This is a genomic window from Halegenticoccus tardaugens (assembly GCF_004116405.1).
Lineage (GTDB): Archaea > Halobacteriota > Halobacteria > Halobacteriales > Haloferacaceae > Halegenticoccus > Halegenticoccus tardaugens.
In genome coordinates this window covers 196394-221195 of sequence record NZ_SDIC01000004.1, presented here as the reverse complement: position 1 = coordinate 221195, position 24802 = coordinate 196394, and the positions used below count along the sequence as shown (strand labels likewise).

24 protein-coding genes are annotated in these 24802 nt (G+C 69.8%); 17 read left to right on the top strand and 7 right to left on the bottom strand.

Going from position 1 to position 24802, the window contains the following annotated elements:
* Positions 1-3: 3 nt before the first annotated feature.
* From C3L37_RS12030 to C3L37_RS12010, 5 genes are all read left to right on the top strand, one after another.
* A complete protein-coding gene (locus C3L37_RS12030) occupies positions 4-1095 on the top strand; it encodes a glycosyl transferase family 2 (RefSeq protein WP_129114860.1) in 1092 nt (363 codons plus the stop codon).
* Positions 1095-1733, top strand: a complete 639-nt coding sequence (locus C3L37_RS12025; protein WP_228546219.1) for a DUF7109 family protein — start codon at positions 1095-1097, stop codon at positions 1731-1733. Before C3L37_RS12030 ends, C3L37_RS12025 begins: the two co-directional genes overlap by 1 nt.
* Before the next feature lie 9 nt (positions 1734-1742).
* Positions 1743-2342 carry an NUDIX hydrolase gene (locus C3L37_RS12020; RefSeq protein ID WP_129114859.1) on the top strand — a complete coding sequence of 200 codons (600 nt, stop codon included), beginning with the start codon at positions 1743-1745 and terminating at the stop codon, positions 2340-2342.
* A gap of 167 nt (positions 2343-2509) precedes the next feature.
* On the top strand, positions 2510-3088 hold the full coding sequence (locus tag C3L37_RS12015; protein ID WP_129115259.1) for a TetR/AcrR family transcriptional regulator: 579 nt from the start codon (positions 2510-2512) through the stop codon (positions 3086-3088).
* Entirely contained in the window at positions 3085-4503 is a 1419-nt protein-coding gene (locus C3L37_RS12010; RefSeq protein ID WP_129114858.1) for an MATE family efflux transporter, read from the top strand. Before C3L37_RS12015 ends, C3L37_RS12010 begins: the two co-directional genes overlap by 4 nt.
* A gap of 65 nt (positions 4504-4568) precedes the next feature.
* Here the strand turns inward: C3L37_RS12010 and C3L37_RS12005 are convergent, their stop codons facing one another.
* From C3L37_RS12005 to C3L37_RS11995, 4 genes are all read right to left on the bottom strand, one after another.
* Complete coding sequence (locus tag C3L37_RS12005; protein ID WP_129114857.1) at positions 4569-6545, bottom strand: DUF2070 family protein; 1977 nt, start codon at positions 6543-6545, stop codon at positions 4569-4571.
* Between the two features lie 145 nt (positions 6546-6690).
* Entirely contained in the window at positions 6691-7242 is a 552-nt protein-coding gene (locus C3L37_RS12000) for a GMP synthase subunit A (RefSeq protein ID WP_129114856.1), read from the bottom strand.
* A 113-nt stretch (positions 7243-7355) separates the two neighbouring features.
* Positions 7356-7484, bottom strand: a complete 129-nt coding sequence (locus C3L37_RS25325; protein WP_267195318.1) for a hypothetical protein — start codon at positions 7482-7484, stop codon at positions 7356-7358.
* Between the two features lie 57 nt (positions 7485-7541).
* Complete coding sequence (locus C3L37_RS11995; RefSeq protein WP_129114855.1) at positions 7542-8108, bottom strand: DUF7097 family protein; 567 nt, start codon at positions 8106-8108, stop codon at positions 7542-7544.
* A gap of 82 nt (positions 8109-8190) precedes the next feature.
* Here C3L37_RS11995 and C3L37_RS11990 point away from each other — a divergent pair, with 82 nt between their 5' ends.
* Both C3L37_RS11990 and C3L37_RS11985 read left to right on the top strand, forming a co-directional pair.
* Positions 8191-8538, top strand: coding sequence for a DUF192 domain-containing protein (locus C3L37_RS11990; RefSeq protein ID WP_129114854.1), 348 nt, complete (start codon positions 8191-8193; stop codon positions 8536-8538).
* A gap of 223 nt (positions 8539-8761) precedes the next feature.
* Entirely contained in the window at positions 8762-10294 is a 1533-nt protein-coding gene (locus tag C3L37_RS11985; RefSeq protein WP_228546217.1) for a (R)-citramalate synthase, read from the top strand.
* A gap of 123 nt (positions 10295-10417) precedes the next feature.
* Here the strand turns inward: C3L37_RS11985 and C3L37_RS11980 are convergent, their stop codons facing one another.
* Positions 10418-11155, bottom strand: a complete 738-nt coding sequence (locus C3L37_RS11980) for a peptidoglycan DD-metalloendopeptidase family protein (RefSeq protein ID WP_129114852.1) — start codon at positions 11153-11155, stop codon at positions 10418-10420.
* Positions 11156-11380: 225 nt separating this feature from the next.
* Between C3L37_RS11980 and C3L37_RS11975 the strand changes: the two genes are divergently transcribed.
* The 5 genes from C3L37_RS11975 (at position 11381) to metG (ending at position 19176) form a co-directional block, all read left to right on the top strand.
* Positions 11381-12343, top strand: a complete 963-nt coding sequence (locus C3L37_RS11975) for a PhzF family phenazine biosynthesis protein (RefSeq protein WP_129114851.1) — start codon at positions 11381-11383, stop codon at positions 12341-12343.
* A gap of 114 nt (positions 12344-12457) precedes the next feature.
* Positions 12458-14794, top strand: coding sequence for a phosphoenolpyruvate synthase (ppsA, locus tag C3L37_RS11970; RefSeq protein WP_129114850.1), 2337 nt, complete (start codon positions 12458-12460; stop codon positions 14792-14794).
* 90 nt (positions 14795-14884) lie between these two features.
* Positions 14885-15961: a tyrosine decarboxylase MfnA gene (gene mfnA / locus C3L37_RS11965; RefSeq protein ID WP_129114849.1), complete on the top strand. Its 1077-nt coding sequence runs from the start codon at positions 14885-14887 to the stop codon at positions 15959-15961.
* A gap of 134 nt (positions 15962-16095) precedes the next feature.
* Positions 16096-16653 (top strand): YqaA family protein, encoded by a 558-nt coding sequence (locus C3L37_RS11960; RefSeq protein ID WP_228546216.1) that lies wholly within the window; start codon positions 16096-16098, stop codon positions 16651-16653.
* A 306-nt stretch (positions 16654-16959) separates the two neighbouring features.
* Positions 16960-19176 carry a methionine--tRNA ligase gene (gene metG / locus C3L37_RS11955; protein ID WP_129114847.1) on the top strand — a complete coding sequence of 739 codons (2217 nt, stop codon included), beginning with the start codon at positions 16960-16962 and terminating at the stop codon, positions 19174-19176.
* Between the two features lie 134 nt (positions 19177-19310).
* Here the strand turns inward: metG and C3L37_RS11950 are convergent, their stop codons facing one another.
* Positions 19311-19544 (bottom strand): hypothetical protein, encoded by a 234-nt coding sequence (locus C3L37_RS11950; protein ID WP_129114846.1) that lies wholly within the window; start codon positions 19542-19544, stop codon positions 19311-19313.
* A 216-nt stretch (positions 19545-19760) separates the two neighbouring features.
* On the opposite strand from C3L37_RS11950, the gene pyk reads away from it, so the two are divergent.
* The 5 genes from pyk to C3L37_RS11925 all read left to right on the top strand — a co-directional run bounded on the left by pyk (position 19761) and on the right by C3L37_RS11925 (position 24382).
* Positions 19761-21512 carry a pyruvate kinase gene (gene pyk / locus C3L37_RS11945; RefSeq protein ID WP_129114845.1) on the top strand — a complete coding sequence of 584 codons (1752 nt, stop codon included), beginning with the start codon at positions 19761-19763 and terminating at the stop codon, positions 21510-21512.
* Between the two features lie 96 nt (positions 21513-21608).
* A complete protein-coding gene (locus tag C3L37_RS11940) occupies positions 21609-21812 on the top strand; it encodes a DUF7312 domain-containing protein (protein ID WP_129114844.1) in 204 nt (67 codons plus the stop codon).
* A 35-nt stretch (positions 21813-21847) separates the two neighbouring features.
* Positions 21848-22426 carry an NfeD family protein gene (locus C3L37_RS11935; RefSeq protein ID WP_129114843.1) on the top strand — a complete coding sequence of 193 codons (579 nt, stop codon included), beginning with the start codon at positions 21848-21850 and terminating at the stop codon, positions 22424-22426.
* A 79-nt stretch (positions 22427-22505) separates the two neighbouring features.
* Complete coding sequence (locus C3L37_RS11930) at positions 22506-23729, top strand: SPFH domain-containing protein (RefSeq protein WP_129114842.1); 1224 nt, start codon at positions 22506-22508, stop codon at positions 23727-23729.
* Between the two features lie 38 nt (positions 23730-23767).
* Complete coding sequence (locus tag C3L37_RS11925) at positions 23768-24382, top strand: winged helix-turn-helix transcriptional regulator (RefSeq protein ID WP_129114841.1); 615 nt, start codon at positions 23768-23770, stop codon at positions 24380-24382.
* Between the two features lie 45 nt (positions 24383-24427).
* Here the strand turns inward: C3L37_RS11925 and C3L37_RS11920 are convergent, their stop codons facing one another.
* On the bottom strand, positions 24428-24673 hold the full coding sequence (locus C3L37_RS11920) for a DUF7123 family protein (protein ID WP_129114840.1): 246 nt from the start codon (positions 24671-24673) through the stop codon (positions 24428-24430).
* Between the last annotated feature and the right edge of the window lie 129 nt (positions 24674-24802).

Genomic DNA, 24802 nt, shown 5'->3' with positions numbered 1-24802 from the left:
GTGATGGAATACGCCCAGGAGCGGATCGCGACGCTCCACGACCTCTCGGACGCGCGGCCGGACGCGCCGACGGCCGACGCGACCGTCGTCGTGCCGATGACGGACCGGGAGTGCGCGACGCGGGCCGCGGAACGCGTGTTCGCCGAACTGGCGCTCGTCGAGCCGGCGCGCGTCGTGGTCGCCCTCCGCGCGTCGGATTCGCGCGCCGGGGCCGTCGCCGACTGGCTGGACGGGCGCGACGCGTCGACGGAGGTGCTCTGGTGCGACGGCCCCCGCGTCGCGGCGCTGCTCGAATCGGGGGGGCTCGACGGCCGACGGGGGAAGGGGAGGGACGTGTGGCTGGCGCTCGGCCGGGCGCTCGATTCGTCGTTCGTCGTCGTCCACGACGCCGACGCGCGAACCTACTCTCGGTCGTACGTTCCGCGGCTGCTCTTTCCGCTGGCGGACGGGTACGAGTTCTCGAAAGGGTACTACGCGCGCGTCGAAGCCGGACGGCTCTACGGCCGACTCTTCCGACTCTTCTACGCGCCGCTCGTCCGCGCGCTCCGCGGCGCGCACGACGCGCCGGTGCTGGAGTACCTCGGCGCGTTTCGCTACGCGTTGGCCGGGGAGTTCGCGGCGACGAGCGAACTCGCGAGTCGGCTCCGCGTCCCGCGGACGTGGGGGCTGGAGGTCGGAACGCTCGGCGACGCGTTCGCCGCGGCGGGCTTCGACGGCACCGCGCAGGTCGACCTCGGCACGTACGAGCACGATCACCGCGCCGTGGGCGGTCCGACCGGGCTGTCCGACATGAGTCGACCCGTCGGGCGGGAGATCCTCCGGGTGGCGGTCGATCACGGCGTCGAACCCGACTACGTCGCGCTTCCGGAGCGGTATCGCGAGACTGCGCTGCGGTTCGTCGAGCGGTACGCGCTCGACGCGGCGTTCAACGGCCTCGACTTCGACCGCGCGGACGAGCGCGCGCAGGTAGAGGCGTACGCCGAGGCGATCGAGGAGCCGACGACCGACGCCCGGCTGCCGCCGTGGCGGGACGCACCGTTTACGTCGGCGGAGGTACACGAGGCGGCCATGAAGGACCTCGCGGAGGTTCGGTAATGAGAGGAGAAGACGACGCGGCGAGCGAACTCCCCGACGAACTCGCGGGCGTGGTGGATCTGTTCGGGGCGCTGACCCGGACGGAACTGGAGCGTGCGCTCTCGGAACTCGCGTTCAAACAGGGAAAGGGCGCGGACGCCGAGGCGCTTTCCGCGGCCGTCGAGGAGGCGGTGGAGGGGTACTACCTCGTCGAGTACGAGGCGGGCGGATCTGCGGAAGGAGACGGAGGCGAGTCGGTGCGAGCGACGGGTGACGATGCCGACGAGCCCCTCCTGACGCCGGGGCCGGTCGCGTTCCCGACGCTCCCGGAGAACGCCGAGGACCTCCCGCACATCATGGACGTCGAGCCGCGGCGCATCGACCGGGAGGCGCTGGGTCGGCAGGTCGGCGAGCGGTTGCTCGGGGACGCCGCGCGGGCCGTCGCGGCGGGCGACGGGGAACGGATCGAACGCCTGCTGGACGTGAGCTACGACCTCGAAGCGTGGGCACCCGTGGACGTTCGGGAGGCGCGGGATCGCCTCGGCGAGGCGCTGGGGGGCGACCGTCTCGGCGAGACGCCGGAGGACGACCGTCCCGACGACGCACCGGGCGTTGTCAGGACGACCGAAGCCCTCGAAGATAAGGGCGTAGAACGATAGGGGGGACGTATGGATCTCAGGGGGGTGACGCGTCACGATCCGAAGCCGGTCGACGACGCCGGACGGCGGGCGGCGGTAATCGCGCCGGTGCTGGAGCGCGGGGGGGAGCCGCACGTGCTCTTTACGAAGCGCGCGGATCACCTCGGCGAGCACGCCGGACAGATGAGCTTCCCGGGGGGCGGCCGGGAGCCGAGCGACGCCGACCTCGAAGCGACGGCGCTCCGCGAGGCCCGAGAGGAGATCGGCTTACGGCCCGAGGAAACCGAGATCGTCGGTCGGATCGACGACATCCGGACCGTTACCGATTACTCGGTGCGCCCGTTCGTCGCCCGGATTCCCGACCGCGAGTACGCGCCGGACGAGCGGGAGGTCGCGGAGATCGCGGTGCTGTCGGTCGCCGACCTGACCGACCTCCGAAATTACGAGTCCGAGCGACGCGACCACCCCCACTACGGCGACATCCGCCTGCACTTCTTCCGAGTCGACGGCTACACCGTCTGGGGCGCGACGGCGCGCATGCTCGTGCAACTGCTCGAACTGACGACCGACTGGCGGATGCCGGCGGAGGTCGATCGAGTCGTCGATCCCGACGCGGAACTGCCGCGGTAGGCGACGACCGGCACTCCCGGCACCGTCGCCGCCGAGCCCCGGAACCCGTTCGACCGGACGAAAACCGCGGGGATCGAAAGCGTTTAACTGACTGGCCGGTTAGTCAGACGTAATTGACTGGCCGATCAGTCAGATCACGCATGACGGACGACACGACGGAGGAACTCATGGGCGCGACGTACCGCGCGCTCTGCAAGCACGGCTACGCATCGCTGCGCATGCAGGACATCGCCGACGAGTCGACGAAGAGCAAGGCGACGCTGCACTACCACTACGGGGGGAAGCACGATCTCCTGCTCGCGTTTCTCGACTACCTGTTCGAGCGGTTCGAAGCGCGGATCGCGGATCCCGCCGGCGACGGCCCGACGGACCGCCTCGTCGCGCTGATCGGCACGCTGCTCACGCCGCGGGACGAGAACACCCACCAGGAGTTCCAGACGGCCATCCTCGAGATCAAAGCGCAAGGGCCGTACGACGACGACTACCGCGAGCGGCTCGTCAAATTCGACCGCCTTCTGGAGGAGCGTCTCAGATCCCTCGTCGCCGACGGAGTCGAACGCGGGGCGTTCCGGGAAGACGTCGATCCGGAGGACGTCGCCGACTTCTTCGTCACCGCGATCAACGGCGCGCAGACGCGCCACGTCTCCGTCGGTCACCCGATCGAGCGCACGCGTCGGCACCTCGAATCGTACGTCGACGCGCACCTGCTTCGCGGCGGGTCCGGCGCGAGGGCCGCACCTGAATGAGCGTCCGCGACCGGCTCGAATCGATCCTCCAACCCAACGAGGAGATCGACCTCACCTCGGGCGAGATCGCCCGCCCGATGCTGTACCTGTCGCTGCCGATCGTCGTGACGAACCTGCTGCAGACGGCGTACAACCTCGCGGACACGTTCTGGCTCGGCCAGTACAGCACCGAGGCGCTCGCGGCCATCAGCTTCGCCTTCCCGATGGTGTACCTGCTCATCTCCCTCGCCGTCGGGCTCTCGGTCGCGGGCAGCGTGCTCGTCGCCCAGCACGTCGGGGCGGGCAACGACCGGCACGCGCGGTACGCCGCCTCGCAGACGATCGCGCTCGCCACGCTCGTCTCGGGGGCGCTCGGCGTCGTCGGCTTCCTCTTCGCCGCGGACTTCGTGGATCTGCTCGGCGCGTCGCCCGACATCGCGCCGCTCGCGACCGGGTACATGCGGGTGTACTCGCCGGGGCTGGTGTTCGTCTTCGGCTTCGCCATGTTCATCGCGCTGATGCGCGGCTACGGCGACACGGTCACGCCCATGCTCGTGATGCTCGGGTCGGTCGTGCTCAACATCGCGCTCGATCCGTTTCTCATCATGGGGTGGGGACCGTTCCCGGAACTCGGCATCGAGGGCGCGGCGGCCGCCACCATCGTCTCCCGCGCGGCGGCGTTCGTCGTCGGCCTGTGGATCATGTTCCGCGGCACCCGCGGCGTGACGATCTCGCTGCGGGAGATGCGGCCGAACCTTTCGTACTACCGGACGCTGTTTCGAATCGGCGTTCCCGCGTCGATCGAGGGGACGGGGCGGGCGCTGTCTATCAACCTGCTCCTCGTGATCGTCGCGGCCTTCCCGACGACGGTCGTCGCCGCCTACGGCATCGGCACGCGCGTGTTCTCCGTCATCTTCCTCCCCGCGATCGCGTTCTCGCAGGGCGTCGAGACGATGACCGGGCAGAACGTCGGCGCGGGGAACCTCGACCGGGTGGCGGAGACGAACGGATTCGCCTCGCGCGTGATGTTCCTCCTCCTCGCCGCGACGGGCGTCGCGATCTGGCTCGCCGCGCGGCCGATCTCCGCGGCGTTCACGACCGATCCGGCCGTCGTCGAGGCGAGCGTCACCTTCCTCGAGTACGTCGCGCCGACGTTCGGCTTCATCGGCGTCATGTACGCGTACACGGGCGGGTTCCGCGGCGTCGGCATGACGGCCGTCGCCGCCGCGATCAGCATCGCGATGCTCGGCGTCGTCCGCCTGCCGGTCGCGTGGGTCGCCACGTCGTCGCTCGGCTCCGCGGGAATCTGGATCGCCTTCGCCGTCTCGAACGTCGCCGGCGGCGTCATCGCGTATCTCTGGTTCCGCCGCGGCACCTGGCGGGACGTGGACGCGACGGGCGTACGGACGGGATCCGCGGTGGCGGGAGACGACTGAGCGGCAGTCGCCGCGAAGGTGGAACGACTGAGCGGTCAACACCGCGAAGGTGAGAAAAGCGCTCGCTACGCCAGAAAGAAGATCAGCACGCTCACCGTCATCGCGGCGAAGATGACGGCGGCGGCGAACGCGCCGCCCATCGAGATGGCGACGTTCGCGTGGCTCGCGAGCGTCTCCGTCCGGTCGTTGCCGAAGACGGTCACGTCGGCCCGTTCCGCGGCGATTCCGGCGTCGACGGGTTCGAGGTCGGCGCGCGCCTCGTCCACGAGGTCGCAGACCAGCGCGATCAGGTCGTCGTGGTCGATCGCCGCCCCGACCTGATTGTCCGCTTTCACGGTGTTGACGACGTGCGTGTCGGTCGTCATGATCTCCGCGGCGTCGACCGCGGTCGGCGCGGCCCCGTCCGTCGCGAGCGGCGCGCCGGTTCTCGCGCGCTCCGCCCGGGGTTCGTCGGCGCGACACAGCGACTCGACGATGCGATCGCGCAGCCCCGGTTCCATGTTGTTGCCGTCGACGAGGACGTAGGCGGTCGTCCGCCCCACGACTTCGGTCACGGCGACACGGATGCCGAGCGGACCGATCCCCTCGTGGGGCGTCCACGCCGTCGGGTCCCACGCGACGCCGAGCCGAAGAGGTCCGCGGTCCGCGTCGCGGATCGCCTCGCCCGCCAGCCCGGCGGTCCGGATCATGTCGAACGAGCGCCGGCTTCCGGGGGTGACATGCCCGAGGTCCGGACCGTCGAGCCCGTCGTTGCAGTTGTGCGCGTCGACGAGGAGCACGTCGTCGAGCCCGGCCGTGCGCGCCTCGGCCGCGGCGGTGAGTCCGACGGCGTACTCCACGTCGTCCGCGCAGCCCGGCGCGAACGTCGACACGAGCAGCGCGTCGTCGCCGAACCCCTGCCCCAGCATCGTCGACTCGCCCGACTCGACCTGCACCTCGCGGGTCGCCTCGGGTGAGTACTCGATGCGGTCGTGCGCGTCGTCGACCGCGTCGAGGATCGTGTCGACCTCGCGCTCTGTGACGAGGTTGAAGTCGTGGCCCGCGGTCGCGTGCGGCGGGAAGGCGAGGCCGTCGGCCCGCCGGGCGACTCGCTCGGGGAAGTTGCCGCCGCCGATCTCGCCCATCGGACCGGGGTGGATCATGGGCAGGACGAAACGCGCCTTCTCCGTCCCGTCCTCCCGGCGGAACGCAAGCACCGTGACGGGGACGACCGCGCGCTGGCCGAGCTGCTCGAAGAAGTCCTCCAGTTCGCGCGACTCCTCGGCGATGTGGCCGATGAACCCCCTGATGAAATCGAGCACGGAGACGCCGAGGCTGTTTCGCCACGGCCGGTCGATGACGGCGAGAAAGACGTACACGGCGGCCGCGTACAGGGCGCAGGTGACGGCGAGCATGACGAAGTGGGTCGGGCCGATGAAAGACAGCACCGGCGGGGCGTGGTCCGCCCGCGAGAGGTACGGGAGCAGGTGCGCGTCGATCGCCGCGCTGTCGATCCCCAGATAGCGGAGCGTGCCGCTGTAGACGAAGAGCAGCGCGGCCGAGGCGACCGTCTGAATGCTCGCCGGGACGCTCGCGACGAGCAGGGACGAGCGCGACACCGCCATGACGACGAGCAGTCGGAGCGCGAAGATGGACGCGAGCGCGACGACGAGCGCGTCGAAGACGAACCGCTGGCCGAGCGGCGTGAGCGCGGCGACGATGCCAGCGCCCGTCACGACGGCGACGACGACAACCTCGCAGGTGAGGGCGAGCAGCGACGATCGGTTGCGCGTCAGCCGTCCGCCGAGAAAGCGGTCGACGCCGGTCGTCGCGAAGCTGGCGACGATCGTGGGGATGCCGATGAAGAAGATCCCCTCCCACGCGTCCCTGCCGAGAAAGAACACGCCCTCCCACACCCACGCCCGCTCCGTGATCCCGAAGCCGAACGCGGCGACGCCGGCCATCGCGGCGATGAGGAGCGCGAAGGCGAGGCTCGCGTACCACCGCGGGGCCCGGAAGATGAACCGCGAGAGTCCCGCGAGGTTGCTTTGCGTGACGGTCACTGGTTGCACTTACTCCCCGGAGGTCGTAAAACCCGGCGGAAACCGACGGTCGCGCCGATCCGGATCCGCGACGGGGCGTCAGCCCGCCGAGAGCGCCGGGCGCGGTCGGCGGGGCACGACCGACGGCGTCCCGATCGACGGACGGTTACGACCGGCAGACGGCGAGGAAGTTCTCGAACACTTCCTGCCCCCGTTCGGTGTGCGCGACTTCGGGGTGCCACTGGACGCCGTAGAGGTCGCGTTCGGCGTCGCTCATGGCCTCGATGCCGCACACGTCGCTCGTCGCGGTGTGGGAGAACCCGTCAGGTAGCTCCTTCACCTCGTCGGCGTGGCTGGCCCAGACGCGGGTCTCCGGCGCGAGCGAGCCGACGAGCGGGTCGTCCTCGTCGAGGACTTCGACGGTCACGTCGGCGTAGCCGCCGTAGTCGCCCTCGCCGACGCGGCCGCCGAGTTCGTGCGCGATGACCTGCATGCCGAGACAGATGCCGAGGACCGGCACGTCGAGGTCGAGGTACTCGCCGGAGCGGCCGGCGCGGTCGATGTCGGGCCCGCCCGAGAGGACGAGCCCGTCGGCGTCGATCTCCTCCGGCGGCGTCGCGTTGTCGAGGATCTCGGCGTTCACGCCGGCGTCCCGGAGGGCGCGCCCCTCCAGGTGGGTGAACTGCCCGTGGTTGTCGATGACGGCGATTCGGGTCATGCCGACCGTTGCACGCCCGGGCTCAAAAGGAAATCGAACTCGGGCGAGTGTATGCGCGTTCGTGCATTGTCACCCGTCAGGGGGTTCGACGGCCGACGTCGCGGTGCACCTCGTCAGGCGGTCGGTCGCGCACCCTTGAGTCCGCGAACGAGCTTACGGAGCAGTTTGAGCGCTCGGACGACGCTGCGAACGTCGTCGAGGACGCGCACGAGTCGGACGAGTCGGCGGATCAGCGAAGCCATAGAGGGGGATGGGAGCGCGTCGCAATAAGAGTGCGGTCGGGATCGCCGACCTCGCCGTTACTCCCGTTCGTCGCCCCGCCCATCGCGCTCGTCGTCCCGTCCCTCGCGTCTGCCGTCGCCGTACCGTTCCGCGGCGGACGCGAAGCCGAACTCTGCCATCTCCTTGCCCCGGCGTTCCTCGCGCGCCGCGACCGCCTCGGGGTCGGGGCTGGCGTCGTCGTCGAGTCGCGCGAAGGAGTTGTGGATCTTGGCGTGACACCACCGACAGAGCGAGACGGTGATCTCGTGGCTCGCGCCGTCGCCGCTCGCGTAGGAGATGTGGTGTTCCTCCAGCAGGGGGCGGGCGCGCTCGTGGGCCATCCGGACCTCTTCGAGGCCGCAGCGGACGCACTCGCGGCCGTCCGTCGTCGATCGGTAGTGTGGGCAGTCGCGCCAGTCGCAGTTTTCGTCCGCGGCGACGCAGTCGTAGTCGTCCTCGGCGCGTTCGGCCGCGAAGGCGGGGTCGTGGCCGGCGTGCCGGAGCGCGTACCGGCAGCGGCCGTCGCCGGTGAGGTGGTCGCAGCGCCCCGCGAACTCGTCGGGGTCGTCCACGCCGACCGGCGTGCCGGTGGGCGTCTTCTCCATGCCCACCCCTTGGCCGAGGCGGGATTTGAACCCTCGCGTCGATCGGCTCACGTTTTTTATCCTCCCGCGTCGACAGGTCGCCGTGCGTCTCGTACACCGACACGACGGAACCGAGCGCGTCCTCGCGTCTCGGGTGGAGACGGCCGACTCGCTCCTCGCGAAGGCGCGGGGGCTGATGTTCCGCCGCTCGCTCGCCGACGACCGCGCGCTCGTCTTCCGCTTCGACGCGCCCGCGACGCGGAGCCTCCACATGGCGTTCGTCCCGTTTCCCATCGACGCCCTCTGGCTCGTCGAGGGGGAGGTCACGCGCAAGCGTCGGCTCCGCGCGTGGGCCGACCTCGCGTGGGGGACCGCGGACGCGATCGTCGAACTGCCGGCCGGCGCGGCCGACGGCGTCCGCGAAGGGGACGTGGTGGAGCTGCGGGAGTGATTTCGATCCGACGTCAAACTCCGTCGATCGGTCGGACGCCAAACGCCGTCGCTCGATCGGACGCCAAATTCTGTCGGAACCGTCCCCTTTATCCGGCGACCCGCCATGAGGTGAATCACCATGTCGGAGCACACCCCGACGTCGGAGGATAGAGTAAGCCGAGGCGACTCGGCTGGCCGCGAAATTCTCCCGCACAACTGAACACCAGGAACACGATCAGGACGTGACCGAGCTATTCGGGGGTCTCCCCGACGCATTCGCTTCTGATACCGACGTACAGCTTCTCGACACGACGCTCAGAGACGGCGAGCAAGCGCCGGGCGTCTCGCTGTCGCCGGCCGAGAAGGCCGAGATCGCCCGCAGGCTGGACCGCGCGAACGTCTCCGTGATCGAAGCCGGCAGCGCCTGCACGGGTTCCGGCGAGCGCGAGACGATCCGGCGGGTGACGGCGCTCGACCTCGACGCGACCGTCACCAGTTTCACCCGCGGCGTGCGCGGCGACGTCGACCTCGCGCTCGACTGCGACGTGGACGGCGTGAACCTCGTCGTGCCGGCGAGCGACCGCCACGTCGAGCGCAAGGTCGGCACGACCCGCGACGAGGTGATCGAAAAAACCGCGGAACTCGTGGCGTACGCCCGCGACCACGGGCTCTGGGTGGAGGTCATCGGCGAGGACGGCTCGCGCGCGGATCTGGGGTTCCTCGAACGGCTCATGGCCGCCGCGTTCGACGCCGGCGCGGACCGCGTCTGCTACGCCGACACCGTCGGTCACGCGGGACCCGAGCGAACCCACGAGGTCGTCTCGACGCTCGCGGCGCTCGGCCCGACGAGCACCCACACGCACGACGACCTCGGGCTGGCGATGACGAACGTCTACGCCAGCCTCGCCGCCGGAGCCGATCTCGTCCACGCGACGGTGAACGGCGTCGGCGAGCGCGCCGGCAACGTCGCGCTGGAGGAGGTCGCCGTCGCGCTGCACCACTGCTACGGGGTCGACACCGTGAAGCTGGACGAGCTCCACGACCTCGGTCAACTCGTCGCGCGCGCGACGGGCGTCGACCTCCCGCCGAACAAGGCCGTCGTCGGGCAGAACGCGTTCACCCACGAGAGCGGCATCCACACCGACGGGACGCTCAAGGACGACGCGATGTACGAGCCGTACCCGCCGGAGACCGTCGGGCGGGAGCGCCGTCTCGTCCTCGGCAAGCACGCCGGGCGGGCGGGGGTTCGGGCGGCGCTCGACGAGCACGGGGTCTCCGCGACGGACGAGGACCTCGCCGCCGTCGTCGAGCGCGTGAAGGCGCTCGGCGACCGCGGCAAGCGCGTCACGGACGCCGACCTGCTCGCGATCGCCGAGGACGTGCAGGGTCGCGAGCGCGACCGCCGGGTCGAGCTGATCGACCTCACGGCGGCCAGCGGCGGCGGCACCCCGACCGCGAGCGTCCGGCTGCTCGTCGACGGCGAGGAGCGGGTGGCGAGCGGCACCGGCAGCGGCCCCGTCGACGCCGCGGTCGAAGCCGTCCGGGCGGCGCTCGGGCCGAGCGCGGACGCGCAGCTCGACTCCTACCACGTCGACGCCATCACCGGCGGGACCGACGCGCTCGTCACCGTCGAGGTCCAGATGTCCCGCGGGGATCGGACCGTCACGGTCGCCTCCTCGGACGCGGACATCACCCGCGCGAGCGTCGAGGCGATGGTCGACGCGCTCGACCGCTTGTTGGCGGCGGAGCCGAAAACCGCGCCGGCGGACGACTGAGCGGCGACCGCCGCGAAGGTGGGACGACTGAGCGGTCATCACCGCGAAGGTGGGAACGACCGAACGGCGACGAACGTCCCGTCCTCCGTCGACCGCCGCGAGACGCGGGGACCGTCGGGACGATCAGAAGTCCGAGAGATCGTAGTTCTTCGCGAGGCCGGCTCTCGCGTAGATCTCGTCGTCGTAGTCGCCGGGGACGTACTGTTCGACCCCGTTCTGCTCGACCTCGAAGTGGATGTGGGGGCCGGTCGAGTTGCCGGTGCTTCCCATCTCGCCGATCTGCTCGTGGCGGCCGACGCGCTGGCCGTCGGACGCCTGAACCTCCGAGAGGTGGCAGTACAGCGTCTGGTAGCCGTTCTCGTGATCGACCTTGATGTAGTACCCGCAGCCGTCGGCCTCGTAGCCGGTGTAGGAAACGGTTCCCTCGCGGGCCGCGAGGATCGGCGTGCCGGTGTCGTTGGCGATGTCGAGGGCGTTGTGCACGTAGCTGCCGCGATCCTCGCCGTAGACGGACGTTACGATGCCCGTCGCGGGGTAAGCCATGTTCGCGGCCGCCGTGTAATCCTCGACCGACCAGCCCTCGAAGCGGCCGTTGTCGCCGTCGCCGTTCCAGCGGAACTTCCACCAGCGATAGCCGTCGTTGTCGACCGGGCCGTCGATCACGTACCCGCCCGTGTACTGTTCGACGGTCGCGATGACGCCGTAACCGGTCCCCGCGCCGGTTCGGGCGTTCACGTCGTCCGTCGAGTAAACGGGCAGTCCGACGGACCGCGCCGTCGCCGAACCCGACAGCGCCGCCGTCCCGCCGATCGCCGTAGCCGTCGCGCCCAGGAACGTCCGTCTGCTGAGGCTGTGTTTCATCGTATACCTCAGACTGAGACTATTTCTTACACTGCTTAAATTTTATCTAGAGATAAAATCATAAAAATAGAACGGTGGCGAGGTGTGATAATTATAGACGTACGTCGAGCGATGAAGTGACGGGAGAAGAAGCGTAACGTCGACGGAGTCTCGATTCGCCGCACCTCGCGTTCCGGCGTCGGGCGTTCGCATAGTTTGATAGGCGCTCGCCGCGACCGCCGATCCATGGAGACACGTCGCGCGTTGCTCGTCGACGCGTTCACCGCCGACCCGCTCGCCGGGAACGCCGCCGGAGTCGTCCCGGATGCGGACGGCCTCACGGAGTCCCAGATGGGGGCGATCGCCCGGGAACTGGGCGCGAGCGAGACCGCGTTCCTGCTCCCGTCGCACTCCGCCGACCGCCGCATCCGGTACTTCACGCCGACGCAAGAGGTCGACCTCTGCGGCCACGCCACGGTCGCCGCCCACGCGCACCTCCGCGCCGACGGGCGGATCGAGGCGGGGGCGCACACCCTTGAAACCGCCGTCGGCGACCTCGCGGTCGAGGTGACGACGGAGGGCGTCGTCTGGATGACGCAGGCGCAGCCGACGGTGACCGAGGTCGACCTCGACCTCGCCCGGACGGCCGAGGCGCTCGGCGTCGACCGAACCGCGCTCGCCGACGCGGCCGCGGAGCTCCCGCCCGCGGTGGCCTCGACCGGGCTACCCTTCCTCGTCGTCCCCGTGACCTTCCTCGAGCACCTCGGCGCGGCGGACCCCGATCTGGACGCCGTCGCCGGACTGGCCGCCGACCACGACGCGGCGGGCGTCTACGCGTTCACCTTCGACGCGCTCTCCGCCGACTCGACGCTCCACGCCCGGACGTTCGCGCCGGGCGTCGGCGTCCCCGAGGATCCCGCCACGGGCACGGCGAGCGGCGCGTGCGGCGCGTACCTGCGACACGTCGGCGCGTTCGAGGACGAGGGAGGGACGGCGCGCGGTCCCGGGGGACCGGACGCGGGGCGTCGAGCGACGACGGGAATGCCCGAGGAGCTTCGGTTCGAACAAGGACACTTCGTCGACCGTCCGAGCGTCGTTCGGGTTCGCGTCGGCGAGACGGTGCGGGTCGGCGGCCGCGCGGCGACGGCGCTCGACGGGTCGATCGCCGTCCCGACCGACGGCGACGACGAGATCATCGAGGTTCCGTAAACGGTCGAAACGGTGACAGGTGAGACAGACACTACTCGAATTCGAGTCAGTATTTTTCATCCTCGTGCCGGTCGGAAGCTTCTTTAGCGCGTTTGTCGACTCTCCGAATGCGCAATGGCTGTATTATGGCTGGATGACATTCGAGCCGCGGACCTCGAGACGGTCGGCGGCAAAGCGGCCTCGCTCGGCGAACTCACGGCGGCGGGACTCCCGGTGCCGCCGGGATTCGTCGTGACGGCCGGGACGTACCGCGCGTTCATCGAGGAGTCCGGTATCGACGACGAACTCTTCGAGGCGGTGGACATCGACTCGGAGGACTCGGCCGCGCTCGCGGCGGCGCACGAGCGCGCGCACGAACTCATCCTCGGAACGGAGATGCCCGAGGACGTTCGCGACGAGGTCGTCGAGGCGTACCGCTCCGTCGACGGGGACCCCGACTCGGATTCGGCGGCCGACGGCGGGGCGTTCGTCGCGGTGCGCTCCTCCGCGACCGCCGAGGACCTGCCCGACGCCTCCTTCGCGGGCCAGCAGGAGACGTTCCTCAACGTGACCGAGAAGGATCTCCTCCGTCGGGTCAAGGAGTGCTGGGCCTCGCTCTTCTCCCAGCGGGCCATCTACTACCGGAACCGACAGGGCTTCTCGCACGACGAGGTCGACATCGCCGTGGTCGTCCAGCGGATGGTCGACGCGGAAAAGAGCGGCGTGATGTTCACGAGCCACCCGTCGACGGGCGAGCCGCGGATCATCATCGAGGCCGCGTGGGGGCTCGGCGAGGCCGTGGTCTCCGGCGCGGTCTCCCCGGACAACTACGTCGTCGACCGCGAGACCGCGACCGCGCAGGAGGTCACCGTCGCCGACAAGAAGGTGATGCACGTCAAAGACGCCGAGACGGGCGAGACGGTGGAGCGCGACGTGCCGGCGGAACAACGCGAGGCGCGGGTGCTCTCGGCCGACGAGATCGAGCGGCTCGTCGAACTCGGCGAGCGCGTCGAGGCGCACTACGGCGACCCGCAGGACGTCGAGTGGGCCATCGCCGGTGGGGAGATCTTCATGCTCCAGTCGCGGCCGATCACGACGATCAGCGACGCGGGCGAGATCGAGGACGCGAGCGACGACGCGTCGGAGGGCGCGGTCGCGACGAACGGCGGCACGGAGATGGCCCAGTCCCCCTCCGGCGACGACGTGCTCCTGCGCGGGCTCGGAGCGAGCCCCGGCATCGTCTCGGGGGCGGTTCGGGTCGTCACGAAGCTCGACCAGCTCGACAAGGTGCAGGAGGGCGACGTCATCGTCACCGAGATGACGATGCCCGACATGGTGCCGGCGATGCGCCGCGCGGCCGGCATCATCACGGACGAGGGCGGCATGACCAGCCACGCCGCCATCGTCTCCCGGGAACTCGGCGTCCCCGCGGTCGTCGGCACCGGGAGCGCCACCCGGGAGCTTCAGGACGGGCAGGTCGTCACGCTCGACGGCGACAAGGGGACGATCCGCGAGGGCGACGAGACGACCGGGAAGGAGGAGCGCGAACCCGTCGAGGAGGTCCGCCCGAAGACGCCGGTCAAGCCGATGACCGCGACCGAGGTGAAGGTGAACGTCTCCATCCCGGAGGCCGCGGAGCGCGCGGCCGCGACGGGCGCGGACGGCGTCGGCCTGCTCCGCATCGAGCACATGGTGCTTTCCCTCGGCAAGACGCCTGAGCAGTACGTCGCCGACAACGGCGAGCGCGCCTACGTCGACGAGATCGTCGAAGGGATCCGCACCGTCGCGGAGGAGTTCTACCCCCGTCCCGTCCGCGTCCGGACGCTCGACGCCCCGACCGACGAGTTCCGCGAACTCGACGGCGGCGAGAACGAGCCGACGGAGCACAACCCGATGCTCGGGTACCGCGGCATCCGCCGCAGCCTCGACGCGCCCGACGTGTTCGCACACGAGCTGGAGGCGTTCCGCCGCCTGTACGACATGGGCTACGACAACGTCGAGATCATGCTGCCGCTCGTCAACGACGCGTCGGACGTCCTGCGCGCGAAGCGGCTCATGCGCGATGCGGGCATCGACCTCGAAAAGCGCGACTGGGGCGTGATGATCGAGACCCCCGCGAGCGCGCTCTGCATCGAGGAGCTCGCGGAGTCCGGCATCTCCTTCGCCTCCTTCGGGACGAACGACCTCACGCAGTACACCCTTGCGGTCGATCGAAACAACGAGAACGTCGCGGACCGGTTCGACGAACTCCACCCCGCGGTGCTCGAACTGATCGGCTCGACGATCGACGCCTGCCGCGAACGCGGCGTGAAGACGAGCATCTGCGGACAGGCCGGCTCGAAGCCGAAGATGGCGCAGTTCCTCGTCGACCGCGGCGTCAGCTCGATCAGCGCGAACATCGACGCCGTCCGCGACGTCCAACACGAGGTAAAACGGGTGGAACAGCGGCTGCTGCTCGACTCGGTCCGCTGAGACCGATCCCGCGTTCCGCCCCGACGCCGCGAGGCGACCGCCCGCCGGGGAACGGAACGGATAAGCGATCGGGTCGTCTACGCGGGTGACATGCAGCGTCCCGCGCCGCAGGATTTCCGCCGCGTCCTCTCTTCTATGTGCACGGAACCGCACCCCGCGGCGCGCGACGCGGCGGAGCGATTTCTCGCGACGAACCCCGGCGATCCGGCGACCTACCGGCGGGTCGCGGAACTGGAAGACCGCGCCGTCTCCCTCCTCGGCGAGGTCGCGGGGCTGTCGGACCCGCACGGCTACGTCACGAGCGGCGGCACCGAGGCGAACGTACAGGCCGTCCGCGCGGCCCGGAACCGGGCGCGCGACCGCGACGGCGCGGACCTCTCGCGGACGTACAACGTCGTCGCGCCCGAGAGCGTCCACTTCAGCGTTCACAAGGCGGCCGACGTGCTCGGCGTCGAACTCCGGACGGTGCCCGTGGACGACGAGCACCGCGCCGACGCGGACGCGGTGCGGGCGGCCGCGGACGGCGACACCGCGCTCGTCGTCGGCGTCGCCGGGACGACCGAGTACGGCCGCGTCGATCCGATCCCGGCGCTGGCCGAGGCGGCGCGCGAGGTCGGCGCGCTCGTGCACGTCGACGCCGCGTGGGGCGGGTTCGCCCTCCCCTTCACCGACTTCGCGTGGAACTTCGACCACGCCGACGTCGACACGATGACGATCGACCCCCACAAGCTCGGCCGGGCCGCGGTTCCGGCGGGGGGGTTTCTCGCCCGGGAGCGCGAGACGATGGACGCGCTGGCGGTCGACACGCCGTACCTGGAGACGACGTCGCAGGCGACGCTCACCGGGACGAGAAGCGGCGCGGGCGTCGCGAGCGCCGCGGCGGCGATGGAGGCGCTGTGGCCCGACGGCTACCGTCGGGAGTTCGAGTCTTCGATGGCCGACGCCCGGTGGCTCGCGCGGGCGTTCGAAGCGCGCGGGTTCGACGCCGCGTCGCCGGAACTGCCGCTCGTCGCGGCGCGGCTCCCCGAGGACCTCTTCGGCTCGCTCCGCGAGGCCGGGTGGCGGATCTCCCGCACCGCTGGCGGCGACCTGCGGGTCGTCTGCATGCCGCACGTCACCCGCGAGACGCTGTCGGCGTTCCTCGCGGATCTCGACGCGCCGGCGTAGGAGCCCGCGGACCTCGACGCGCCGGCGTCGCGTCTCCGCGATGCTCCTCCGATCGACGGTCGACGCGACGTTCTCGAAACCCGACCGGTGGCGAACATCAACGCTTACGTTAGCCGGGCGGAGAGTTGTGGACAGTGTCGTTCGCACCGTCCCTGCTCCTCGTCGTCGACGGCGTCTTCGGCCTCGGGTGGCTCGAAAGTGCCGTCGAGCACGCGACGGGGCCGGTCGGGCTCGTCATCATCTTCGTCTACTCGTTTCTCATCGCCTTCGCGCTCCCGGGCGTGAGCGAGATCGTCCTCGCCGCGCCGCTGAACCTCGGCCTCGGAAAGTGGGGGACGCTTTCGCTCATCATCCTCGTCAGCGGCGTCGGGAAGGCCGCGGGGAGCCTCTTCGCGTTCCACCTCGGACAGGAGGCGAAGCGGGCCGGACCGATCATCCGGGCGCTCAAGCGGCTGCCGGTCGACGTCATCGCGTGGTCGGAGAAGAAGACGGTGGGGCTCGCCCAGAAGTACGGCTACGCCGGGCTCGGACTCGCGCTGTGCGTGCCGGCGTTCCCCGACACGATCTCCATCTACGCCTTCGCGATCCTGGAGGAGGACTACGTCAAGTTCGCGCTGGCGACGTTCTTCGGCAGCGTCGGTCGATTGGTCGTGACGCTCGCCGGGATCGAGGCGATCGCCGCGCTGGCGTGAGCCGCGCCGGTCGATCGCCGGGCCGATCCGCACCGGGCCGCCCCGCGATCGCGCGTCGGTCGGCGCGCTTTTTAAGTACCTCCGACGGCTCACTTCGGACGTGACCCACGCAGCGTCCCCCGGCATGCGTCCGATGTATTCCTTTTAGCGCCGGGTGGACCCGTTCTGCACCCGCCGGCCGGTAACGCGGTCCGGCGCGGACGACGGCGGCGAAACCCCGCCGCGCACCGATTCCCGCGAGCGACGCCACGGAAAACCAGCGGGCTTTAGGCCCGCATCCGCGATGAACCACGCATACACATCCACATGAGCCACGAGGACTTTCCCACGGAGAACCACGCGGTGGTGACGTGCGGGCTGCCGTACGCGAACGGCGACCTGCACGTCGGCCACCTTCGGACGTACGTCGGGGGCGACGTGTTCGCGCGCGCCCTCCGAAAGCTCGGCCAGCGGACCGCCTTCGTCAGCGGGTCCGACATGCACGGCACGCCCGTCGCCGTCAACGCCGAGAAGGAGGGGACGGACCCCGAGACGTTCGCGCTCCGCTGGCACGAGACGTACGAGGAGACGTTCCCCCGCTTTTCAGTCGAGTTCGACAACTACGGCCACACCCACGACGAGACGAACACGGAACTGACCCGCGAGATCGTCCGGACGCTGGACGAGGAGGGGTACGTCTACGAGAAGGAGATCATGGTCGCCTACGACGCAGAGGCGGACCAGTACCTCCCGGACCGCTACGTCGAGGGGACCTGCCCGTACTGCGGGGCGAAGGCCCGCGGCGACGAGTGCGACGAGGGCTGTCAGCGCCACCTCGAACCGGGCGAGGTCGAGGATCCCGTCTCGATCGTCACCGGCAACCCCGCGGAGTACCGCGAGCGGACGCACAAGTTCTTCCGCGTCTCGGAGCTGCAGGGGTACCTGCAGGGCTTCATCGACCGCCTCGAAGGCACCGCGAACGCCCGCAACCAGCCCCGCGAGTGGATCGAAGGCGAACTGCAGGACTGGTGTATCACCCGCGACATGGAGTGGGGGATCGACTATCCTGGGGACGGCGTTGCTCCGGAGGAGCAACGAAACGGAGACGGTGATAGCGCGGAGCGTCGCTCCGCGGACAACTCGAGCGGGCGAAGCCCGCGGGAAGAAACCGTCGACGGGGAGGACGACCTCGTCCTCTACGTCTGGGTCGACGCCCCGATCGAGTACGTCTCCTCGACGAAGCAGTACACGGAGCGCGTCGGCGCCGACGTGTACGACTGGGAGGCGGCGTGGAAGGGCGAGAGCGCCTCCGGCTCCGCCGACGGTCCGGAGTCCGGCGGCGAGATCGTCCACGTCATCGGTCGGGACATCATCCAGCACCACACCGTCTTCTGGCCGGCGATGCTCCGCGCGGCCGGCTACAACGAACCCCGCGCCGTCATGGCGAGCGGGTTCGTCACGCTCGGCGGCAAGGGCTTCTCCACCAGCCGGGATCGGGCCGTCTGGGCCGACGAGTACCTCGACGAGGGGTTCGATCCGGACCTCCTCCGGTACTACATCGCCACGAACGGGGGCTTCCAGCAGGACGTGGACTTCTCGTGGGAGAAGTTCCAGGAGCGCGTCAACGGCGAACTCGTCGGCACCGTCGGCAACTTCGTCTACCGGTCGCTCCTCTTCGCCCACCGAAACTACGGGGGCGCGCCGGCGGACGTGGCGGGCGTCTCCGACGAGGTGCGCGAGCGCGTCGAGGGCGCGATCGCCGACTTCGGCGAGGCCGTGAACGACTACTCGGTCCGGAAGGTCGGCGAGGCCGCCGTCCGCCTCGCGCAGTTCGGCAACGAGTACATCCAGCGCAACGAACCGTGGAAGCTCACCGACGACGAACCCGAGCGGGCCGCGCAGGTGATCTACGACTGCGTGGGGATCGCGAAGGCGATCGCCGTGCTCTTCGAGCCGGTCGCCCCCGGGACGTGCGAGCGCCTCTGGGAGGGCCTGAACGAGGACGGCTCGGTCCACGAGGCCGGCCTCGGCGCGGCCCTCGAACCGCCGGTGGGCTCGTTCGGCGAGCCGACGGAGCCGTTCGAGAAGATCCCCGACGAGCGCGTCGACGCGCTGAACGAGAAGCTCGAAGCGCGCGTCGCGGCGGCGACGGCGGACGAGGAAGCGGAAGAACGCGAGGAAGCCGACGCGTCGGCGGACGACGGGGACTTCGAACCGCTCGCCGAGTCGCGCATCAGCTTCGACGAGTTCCAGGCGCTCGACCTGCGCGTCGGCGAGGTGCTCGCCGCCGAGGGGATCGAGGGCGCGGACAAGCTCGCAAAGCTCACGGTGGACATCGGCGTCGAGGAGCGACAGATCGTCGCGGGCATCAAACAGCTACACGACCTCGACGACCTCGTCGGCGAGCGCGTGGTCGTCGTCGCCAACCTCGAAAAGGCCGAACTGTTCGGCGTCGAGTCGAACGGGATGCTCCTCGCGGCGGGCGAGCAGGCGGACATTCTGACGACCCACGGCGACGCGACTCCCGGGACGAAGGTTCGGTAGGGGGAGGTCGCCGTGCCCGTCCGAGGGCCACGGCCTCGTAGGGGTTCTCGTAGAAGTTCATAGATTCGCTCGACAGGGTTCGAAACACGCGAGTCTCGTCGCTCGCCACGTACGGATGGCTACGACAACCCCTATCAGAAGTCGCCCGCGAGCCGGACGACGTCGTCCTCGACGGACTCGATCTGGTCCGCGTTCAGCGAGAGCCGGTCGTTCTCGTCCGGGGAGACGCTCGCCTCCATGTCCGCCGAGACGCCGGTCTCGCCCTTCAGGATGGCCCTGTCGTCCTCGACGGCGGTGATCTTCCCCACCTCGTCGCCGTCGGCGGTCACGACCCGCTTGCCGACGACCGCGTCGGTGATGTGCTCCATGGTCGTGGCGTCGCCCGCCGTTCGCCTAAACGCTGTGGCCGGCTTCGATCGCCTCCCGAGGCGCGCAGCTTCGCGGCCGTACCCCTTCCTTTAATCCGAGCGGGGCGTTCGCTCCGGAGCGCTCGGTTCGGGACCGTCTCTCACCCGCGCGGGCCCGTTACTCGAAAGCGAGTTCCATCGGCGGGCTTTTTCAAGGCGACGGCCGTAGGGTCGCGCATGAGAAACGCGAAGATCGTCTGCACGCTCGGTCCCGCCTCGGACGACCGGGCGACGATTCGCGCCCTCGCCGACGCCGGGATGTCGGTCGCGCGGCTGAACGCCAGCCACGGCAGTCCCGAACACCGCGCGGAGGTCATCGACCGCATCCGCGCCGTCGACGGGGCGACCGAGTCGCCGCTCGCCGCGATGGTCGACCTGCAGGGTCCCGAGGTCCGAACCGCCCCGCTGGACGAGCCGATCGTCCTCGAAACCGGGTCCGAAGTCAGGTTCGCCGTGGGCGACACGGCCACGCCGGAGGAGGTCGGCCTCTCCCTTCCGATCGACGCCGCTGAGGTCGGCGACACGATCCTCCTCGACGACGGGCGCATCGAGGCGACCGTCAGCGCCGTCGAGGACGACGCGGTGGTCGCGCGGGTCGACTCCGGCGGCCCCCTCGGCGGCCGCAAGGGCGTGAACGTGCCGGGCGTCGACCTCGACATCGACCTCATCACCGACAAGGACCGCGAGGAGCTGCGCATCGCCGCGGAGAAGAACGCCGACTTCGTCGCGGCGAGCTTCGTCAGAAACGGGGCCGACGTGTACGCCATCAGCGACGCGCTGGAGGAGTTCGGCGGCGACATCCCCGTCGTCGCGAAGATCGAGCGCGCGGGCGCGGTCGAGAACCTCGACGGCATCGTCGACGCCGCCTACGGCGTGATGGTCGCCCGCGGCGACCTCGGCGTCGAGTGCCCGCTGGAGGACGTGCCGATGGTCCAAAAGCGGATCATCCGCAAGTGCATCGACGCGGGCGTCCCGGTCATCACCGCGACCGAGATGCTCGACTCGATGGTCCACGCCCGCCGGCCGACCCGGGCCGAAGCCTCGGACGTCGCGAACGCCGTCCTCGACGGCACCGACGCGGTCATGCTCTCCGCGGAGACGGCCGTCGGCGACCACCCGGTTCGGGTCGTCGAGACGATGGACCGAATCGTCCGCGAAGTCGAAGCGAGCGGCGAGTACTACGAGAACCGCGAACAGCGCGTCCCCACGGCGAGCGAGGGGTCGCGGACCGAAGCGCTCGCCCGCGCGTCGCGCTATCTCGCCCGCGACATCGGGGCGGCGGCGGTCGTGGCCGCGAGCGAGTCCGGCTACACCGCCCGCAAAACCGCGAAGTTCCGACCGGGCGTCCCCGTGGTCGCGACGACGCCGAACGACCGCGTCCGCCGCCAGCTCGCGCTGTCGTGGGGCGTCAACGCCCAGTACGCCGACTACAGCAACGGCGTCGACGCCATCATCGACGGCGCGGTGAGCGCGGCGATGGACGCCGGGGTCGCCCGCAGCGGCGACACGGTGGTCGTGCTCTCCGGCATGATGACGGAGCTGGAGGGAACCAACTCGACGAACATGCTGAAGGTGCACGTCGCCGCGGAGGCGGTCGCGACCGGTCGGAAGATCGTCGGCGGCCGCGTCGCCGGTCCCGTCCACCGATCCGCCGACGGCGACCTCTCGGCGCTCCCCGAGGGCGCGCTGCTCGCGCTCTCGGCCGACTTCGAGGGCGAGTTCGCCGGCGACGCGTCCAAGCTCGCCGGAATCGTCGACGCCCGTCCGGGGATGACGGGCTACCCGGCGCTCGTCGCCCGCGAACTCGACGTGCCGATGGTGAGCGGCGCGCCCCTCCCCGACGACCTCGAAGACGGCGCGATCGTCACGCTCGACGCCGAACGCGGCGTCATCTACGAGGGCGACGTGCTCCGGGCCGCGCGGGAGTGAGTCGCCGCGCGGAGGGGGTCGCGTCGGCGCGCCGCGCGGCGACCGTCCGGCGGACGCGTCGGTAGGCCTTTGACCGTCCCGGCCCTACGTTCCGGTATGACAGATCGGTCCCCCGGCCGCGAGGACGAACCGAGCGAGGACGACGAGGGAGGCGATTGGCGGTTCAGCGTCGACGAGGTCGGCGAAGACGGGAAGGCGGACGAGCAGACCTTAGAACCCGGATCGCCCTCGATCGAAAACGCGTTCTTCGTGCTCCTCGGCGTCTTCGGGACGCTGTTCGTCCTCTTCGTGATGGCGTGAAAAGGGTTAATCGGATACGTTCCTAAGGCACGAACATGTCACTCACTCTCACGGTTCTGCAAGCGGATCTCCTCCGACCGGAGACGCTCCCCCTCCTCTTGGTCATCGCAGGCCTGGGGTTGTCGCTCGCGGAGGCGCTGGCGCCGGGCGCACACTTCATCGTCCTCGGCGTCGCGCTCCTCGCCGCGGGACTCGTCGGACTGGCGCTCGGGACGCTCGCCAGCCCGATCCTCCTCGCGGTGCTCGTGCTCGCGTTCGGCGGCCTCGCCCTGTGGGGCTACCGCGAGTTCGACATCTACGGCGGCAAGGGGAGCGGGCGGACGAGCGACTCCGACTCGCTCACGGGGAAAACCGGCCGCGTCACGGAGCGCGTGACGCCGACGGAGGGCGAGATCAAACTCGACGGCGGCGGCTTCAACCCCTACTACGCCGCGCGGACGGTCGGGAGAGAGATCCCGGCGGGCACCGAGGTGATGGTCGTCGACCCCGGCGGCGGCAACGTCGTTACCGTCGAGGCGCTCTCGTCCGTCGAGGACGACATCGACCGCGAACTCGCGCGGGGTCGACGTCCCGGAGACGAGAGCGAACGGGAACGCGAGACCGAGCGCGCATAGAGCGCGCGTCGCTCGATCCGTCGCGACCGACGGGCGGGGCGTGGGCAAACCTTATCATATCAACATCCTAAGATCGACTATGGCCCCCGTACTACAGGCCGGTCTCGGCATCGGCGCCGCAGCCGTCGGGCTGTTGTTGCTGCTGCTCGCGATCGTCGTCGTCTACTCGATGGTCGAGATCGTCAACGCGTACGAGAAGCGGGCGTTGACCGTCTTCGGCGAGTACCGCAAGCTGCTCGAACCCGGCATCAACTTCGTCCCGCCGTTCGTCAGCCGCACGTACGCATTCGACATGCGAACCCAGACGCTCGACGTGCCCCGACAGGAGGCGATCACGCGGGACAACTCGCCCGTCACCGCCGACGCCGTCGTCTACATCAAGGTGATGGACGCGAAGAAGGCGTTCCTGGAGGTCGAACACTACAAGACCGCGGTGTCGAACCTCGCGCAGACGACGCTACGCGCCGTCCTCGGCGACATGGAACTCGACGACACGCTCAACAAGCGCCAGGAGATCAACGCGCGCATCCGCCGCGAACTCGACGAACCCACCGACGAGTGGGGCATCCGCGTCGAAAGCGTCGAAGTGCGCGAGGTCAACCCCAGCGCCGACGTCCAGCAGGCGATGGAGCAACAGACGAGCGCGGAACGCCGGCGTCGGGCGATGATCCTCGAAGCGCAGGGCGAACGCCGCAGCGCCGTCGAGAAGGCCGAAGGGGAAAAGCAGTCGAACATCATCCGCGCGCAGGGCGAAAAGCAGAGCCAGATCCTCGAAGCGCAGGGCGACGCCATCTCGACGGTCCTGCGGGCGAAGTCCGCCGAGTCGATGGGCGAGCGCGCGATCATCGAAAAGGGCATGGAGACGCTCCAGCACATCGGCGAGGGCGAATCCACCACGTTCGTGCTGCCGCAGGAACTCACCTCGCTCGTCGGCCGCTACGGCAAACAGCTCTCCGGCAGCGACGTCCAGGAGGCAGAAGGGCTCGAAAGCCAGACGTTCGACGCCGAGACGCGCGAGATGCTCGGCCTCGACGACATCGAGGAGATCCTCGGCCAGATCGACGAGGCCGCGGAGATGGACGTCGAACAGCTCGAACAGGAAGCCGAGGCGATCAAGGCCGGCGAGGGCGTCGAGATAAAGAGCGCGGACGAGGTCATCGACGAGGCGGAGGAGGAACCGGCCGCCCCCGCCTCCGAACCCGCCGCTCGCGACGGAGACGACGACACCTCCGCCGCGACGTCCGGCGATTCATCGGCTGACGACGACGAAGAGGAGGCGGAACTCGACAGGGAAGTCGAATAGCTAACTCTTTTATTCCCCGGACGCATACCCTGGAACAGATGTCACGGGGAGTGGACGAGGAGAAACGGGCGACGCTCCGTCGATTCGCCGCGCTGGGTGCCGCGACCCCACTCGTCGGACTCGGCTCCGACGACAGCGACGAGGGGCGGAACAGGAGCGACGTCCGCGACGCCATCGTCGGCTACCTCGGAACGACCCCGGGCGCGCACTTTTCGAAGATCCGCGACGACCTGAAGCTCGGCACCGGCGAGACGCAACACCACCTCCGGCGCCTGCTCTCGGACGGCGTCATCGAGTCGCGGCGCGACGGCGACTACCGGCGGTTCTTCCCGGCCGATCGATTCTCCGCGTTCGAGCAGGTCGCGCTCGGGTATCTCCGGCGGAACACCCCGCGGGGGATGCTCGTCGAACTCCTCCGCGACCCCGACGCGACCGGCAGCGATCTCGCGGCGGCGCTCGACGTGTCCCGGGCGACGGTGAGCGCGTACGCGACGGAACTCGACGACGCCGGGCTACTCACCCGGGAGGACGGGTACGCGGTCGTCGCCCCCGAGTCCGTGATCACGCTCTTGATCCGCTACGCCGACTCGTTCGGACCCGACGCGGTCGAGTTCGCGGCCGACGCCGATCGGCTCATCCGGTTCGATCCGTAGCCGACGCTCGACGTCGGATCGGAGAAGCGGTCGGAACGCTTCGAATCAAACGCTGACTTTCCAGGTCGTCCCGGAGGAGTACCCCCACTTTTCGACGGTGACGTCGAAGTCGCCGTTGAGGATGGCGCGCATGTTGGCGCCGACCTCCTTCGCGGTCAGGCCGAGGTCGTCGGCGATGAGCCGGGACTTGAAGTACGTTCGCGTCCCCGCGTTCTCGCGGAGGTACCGGAGGATGCGCTCTTGTTTTTCCGTGAGGTCGGTCGCCGCGGTCGTGGTCGCGGTCGCGCTCATACCTCTCCAGTGGGAGGTTCGGGTAATAGGGGATTTGGTACGGCCGGTTAACACGCCGCAGTCTTTCGATTTTCGACCCCTCGACGCGCGTCGCCGCGCCGTCGCCGGTCGGATCGGGTACGGTCACCT

Excerpts from the sequence above, each read along its gene's own strand:
- C3L37_RS11930 (WP_129114842.1), top strand. The coding sequence starts at position 22,506 with ATGGCCCCCGTACTACAGGCCGGTCTCGGCATCGGCGCCGCAGCCGTC.
- C3L37_RS12015 (WP_129115259.1), top strand. The coding sequence starts at position 2,510 with ATGGGCGCGACGTACCGCGCGCTCTGCAAGCACGGCTACGCATCGCTG.
- C3L37_RS12030 (WP_129114860.1), top strand. The coding sequence starts at position 4 with ATGGAATACGCCCAGGAGCGGATCGCGACGCTCCACGACCTCTCGGAC.
- C3L37_RS11950 (WP_129114846.1), bottom strand. The coding sequence starts at position 19,544 with ATGGAGCACATCACCGACGCGGTCGTCGGCAAGCGGGTCGTGACCGCC.
- ppsA (WP_129114850.1), top strand. The coding sequence starts at position 12,458 with ATGGCTGTATTATGGCTGGATGACATTCGAGCCGCGGACCTCGAGACG.
- C3L37_RS12025 (WP_228546219.1), top strand. The coding sequence starts at position 1,095 with ATGAGAGGAGAAGACGACGCGGCGAGCGAACTCCCCGACGAACTCGCG.
- C3L37_RS12010 (WP_129114858.1), top strand. The coding sequence starts at position 3,085 with ATGAGCGTCCGCGACCGGCTCGAATCGATCCTCCAACCCAACGAGGAG.
- C3L37_RS11925 (WP_129114841.1), top strand. The coding sequence starts at position 23,768 with ATGTCACGGGGAGTGGACGAGGAGAAACGGGCGACGCTCCGTCGATTC.
- pyk (WP_129114845.1), top strand. The coding sequence starts at position 19,761 with ATGAGAAACGCGAAGATCGTCTGCACGCTCGGTCCCGCCTCGGACGAC.
- metG (WP_129114847.1), top strand. The coding sequence starts at position 16,960 with ATGAGCCACGAGGACTTTCCCACGGAGAACCACGCGGTGGTGACGTGC.
- C3L37_RS25325 (WP_267195318.1), bottom strand. The coding sequence starts at position 7,484 with ATGGCTTCGCTGATCCGCCGACTCGTCCGACTCGTGCGCGTCCTCGAC.
- C3L37_RS12000 (WP_129114856.1), bottom strand. The coding sequence starts at position 7,242 with ATGACCCGAATCGCCGTCATCGACAACCACGGGCAGTTCACCCACCTG.
- C3L37_RS11975 (WP_129114851.1), top strand. The coding sequence starts at position 11,381 with ATGGAGACACGTCGCGCGTTGCTCGTCGACGCGTTCACCGCCGACCCG.
- C3L37_RS11995 (WP_129114855.1), bottom strand. The coding sequence starts at position 8,108 with ATGGAGAAGACGCCCACCGGCACGCCGGTCGGCGTGGACGACCCCGAC.
- C3L37_RS11980 (WP_129114852.1), bottom strand. The coding sequence starts at position 11,155 with ATGAAACACAGCCTCAGCAGACGGACGTTCCTGGGCGCGACGGCTACG.
- mfnA (WP_129114849.1), top strand. The coding sequence starts at position 14,885 with ATGCAGCGTCCCGCGCCGCAGGATTTCCGCCGCGTCCTCTCTTCTATG.
- C3L37_RS11935 (WP_129114843.1), top strand. The coding sequence starts at position 21,848 with ATGTCACTCACTCTCACGGTTCTGCAAGCGGATCTCCTCCGACCGGAG.
- C3L37_RS11920 (WP_129114840.1), bottom strand. The coding sequence starts at position 24,673 with ATGAGCGCGACCGCGACCACGACCGCGGCGACCGACCTCACGGAAAAA.
- C3L37_RS11940 (WP_129114844.1), top strand. The coding sequence starts at position 21,609 with ATGACAGATCGGTCCCCCGGCCGCGAGGACGAACCGAGCGAGGACGAC.
- C3L37_RS12020 (WP_129114859.1), top strand. The coding sequence starts at position 1,743 with ATGGATCTCAGGGGGGTGACGCGTCACGATCCGAAGCCGGTCGACGAC.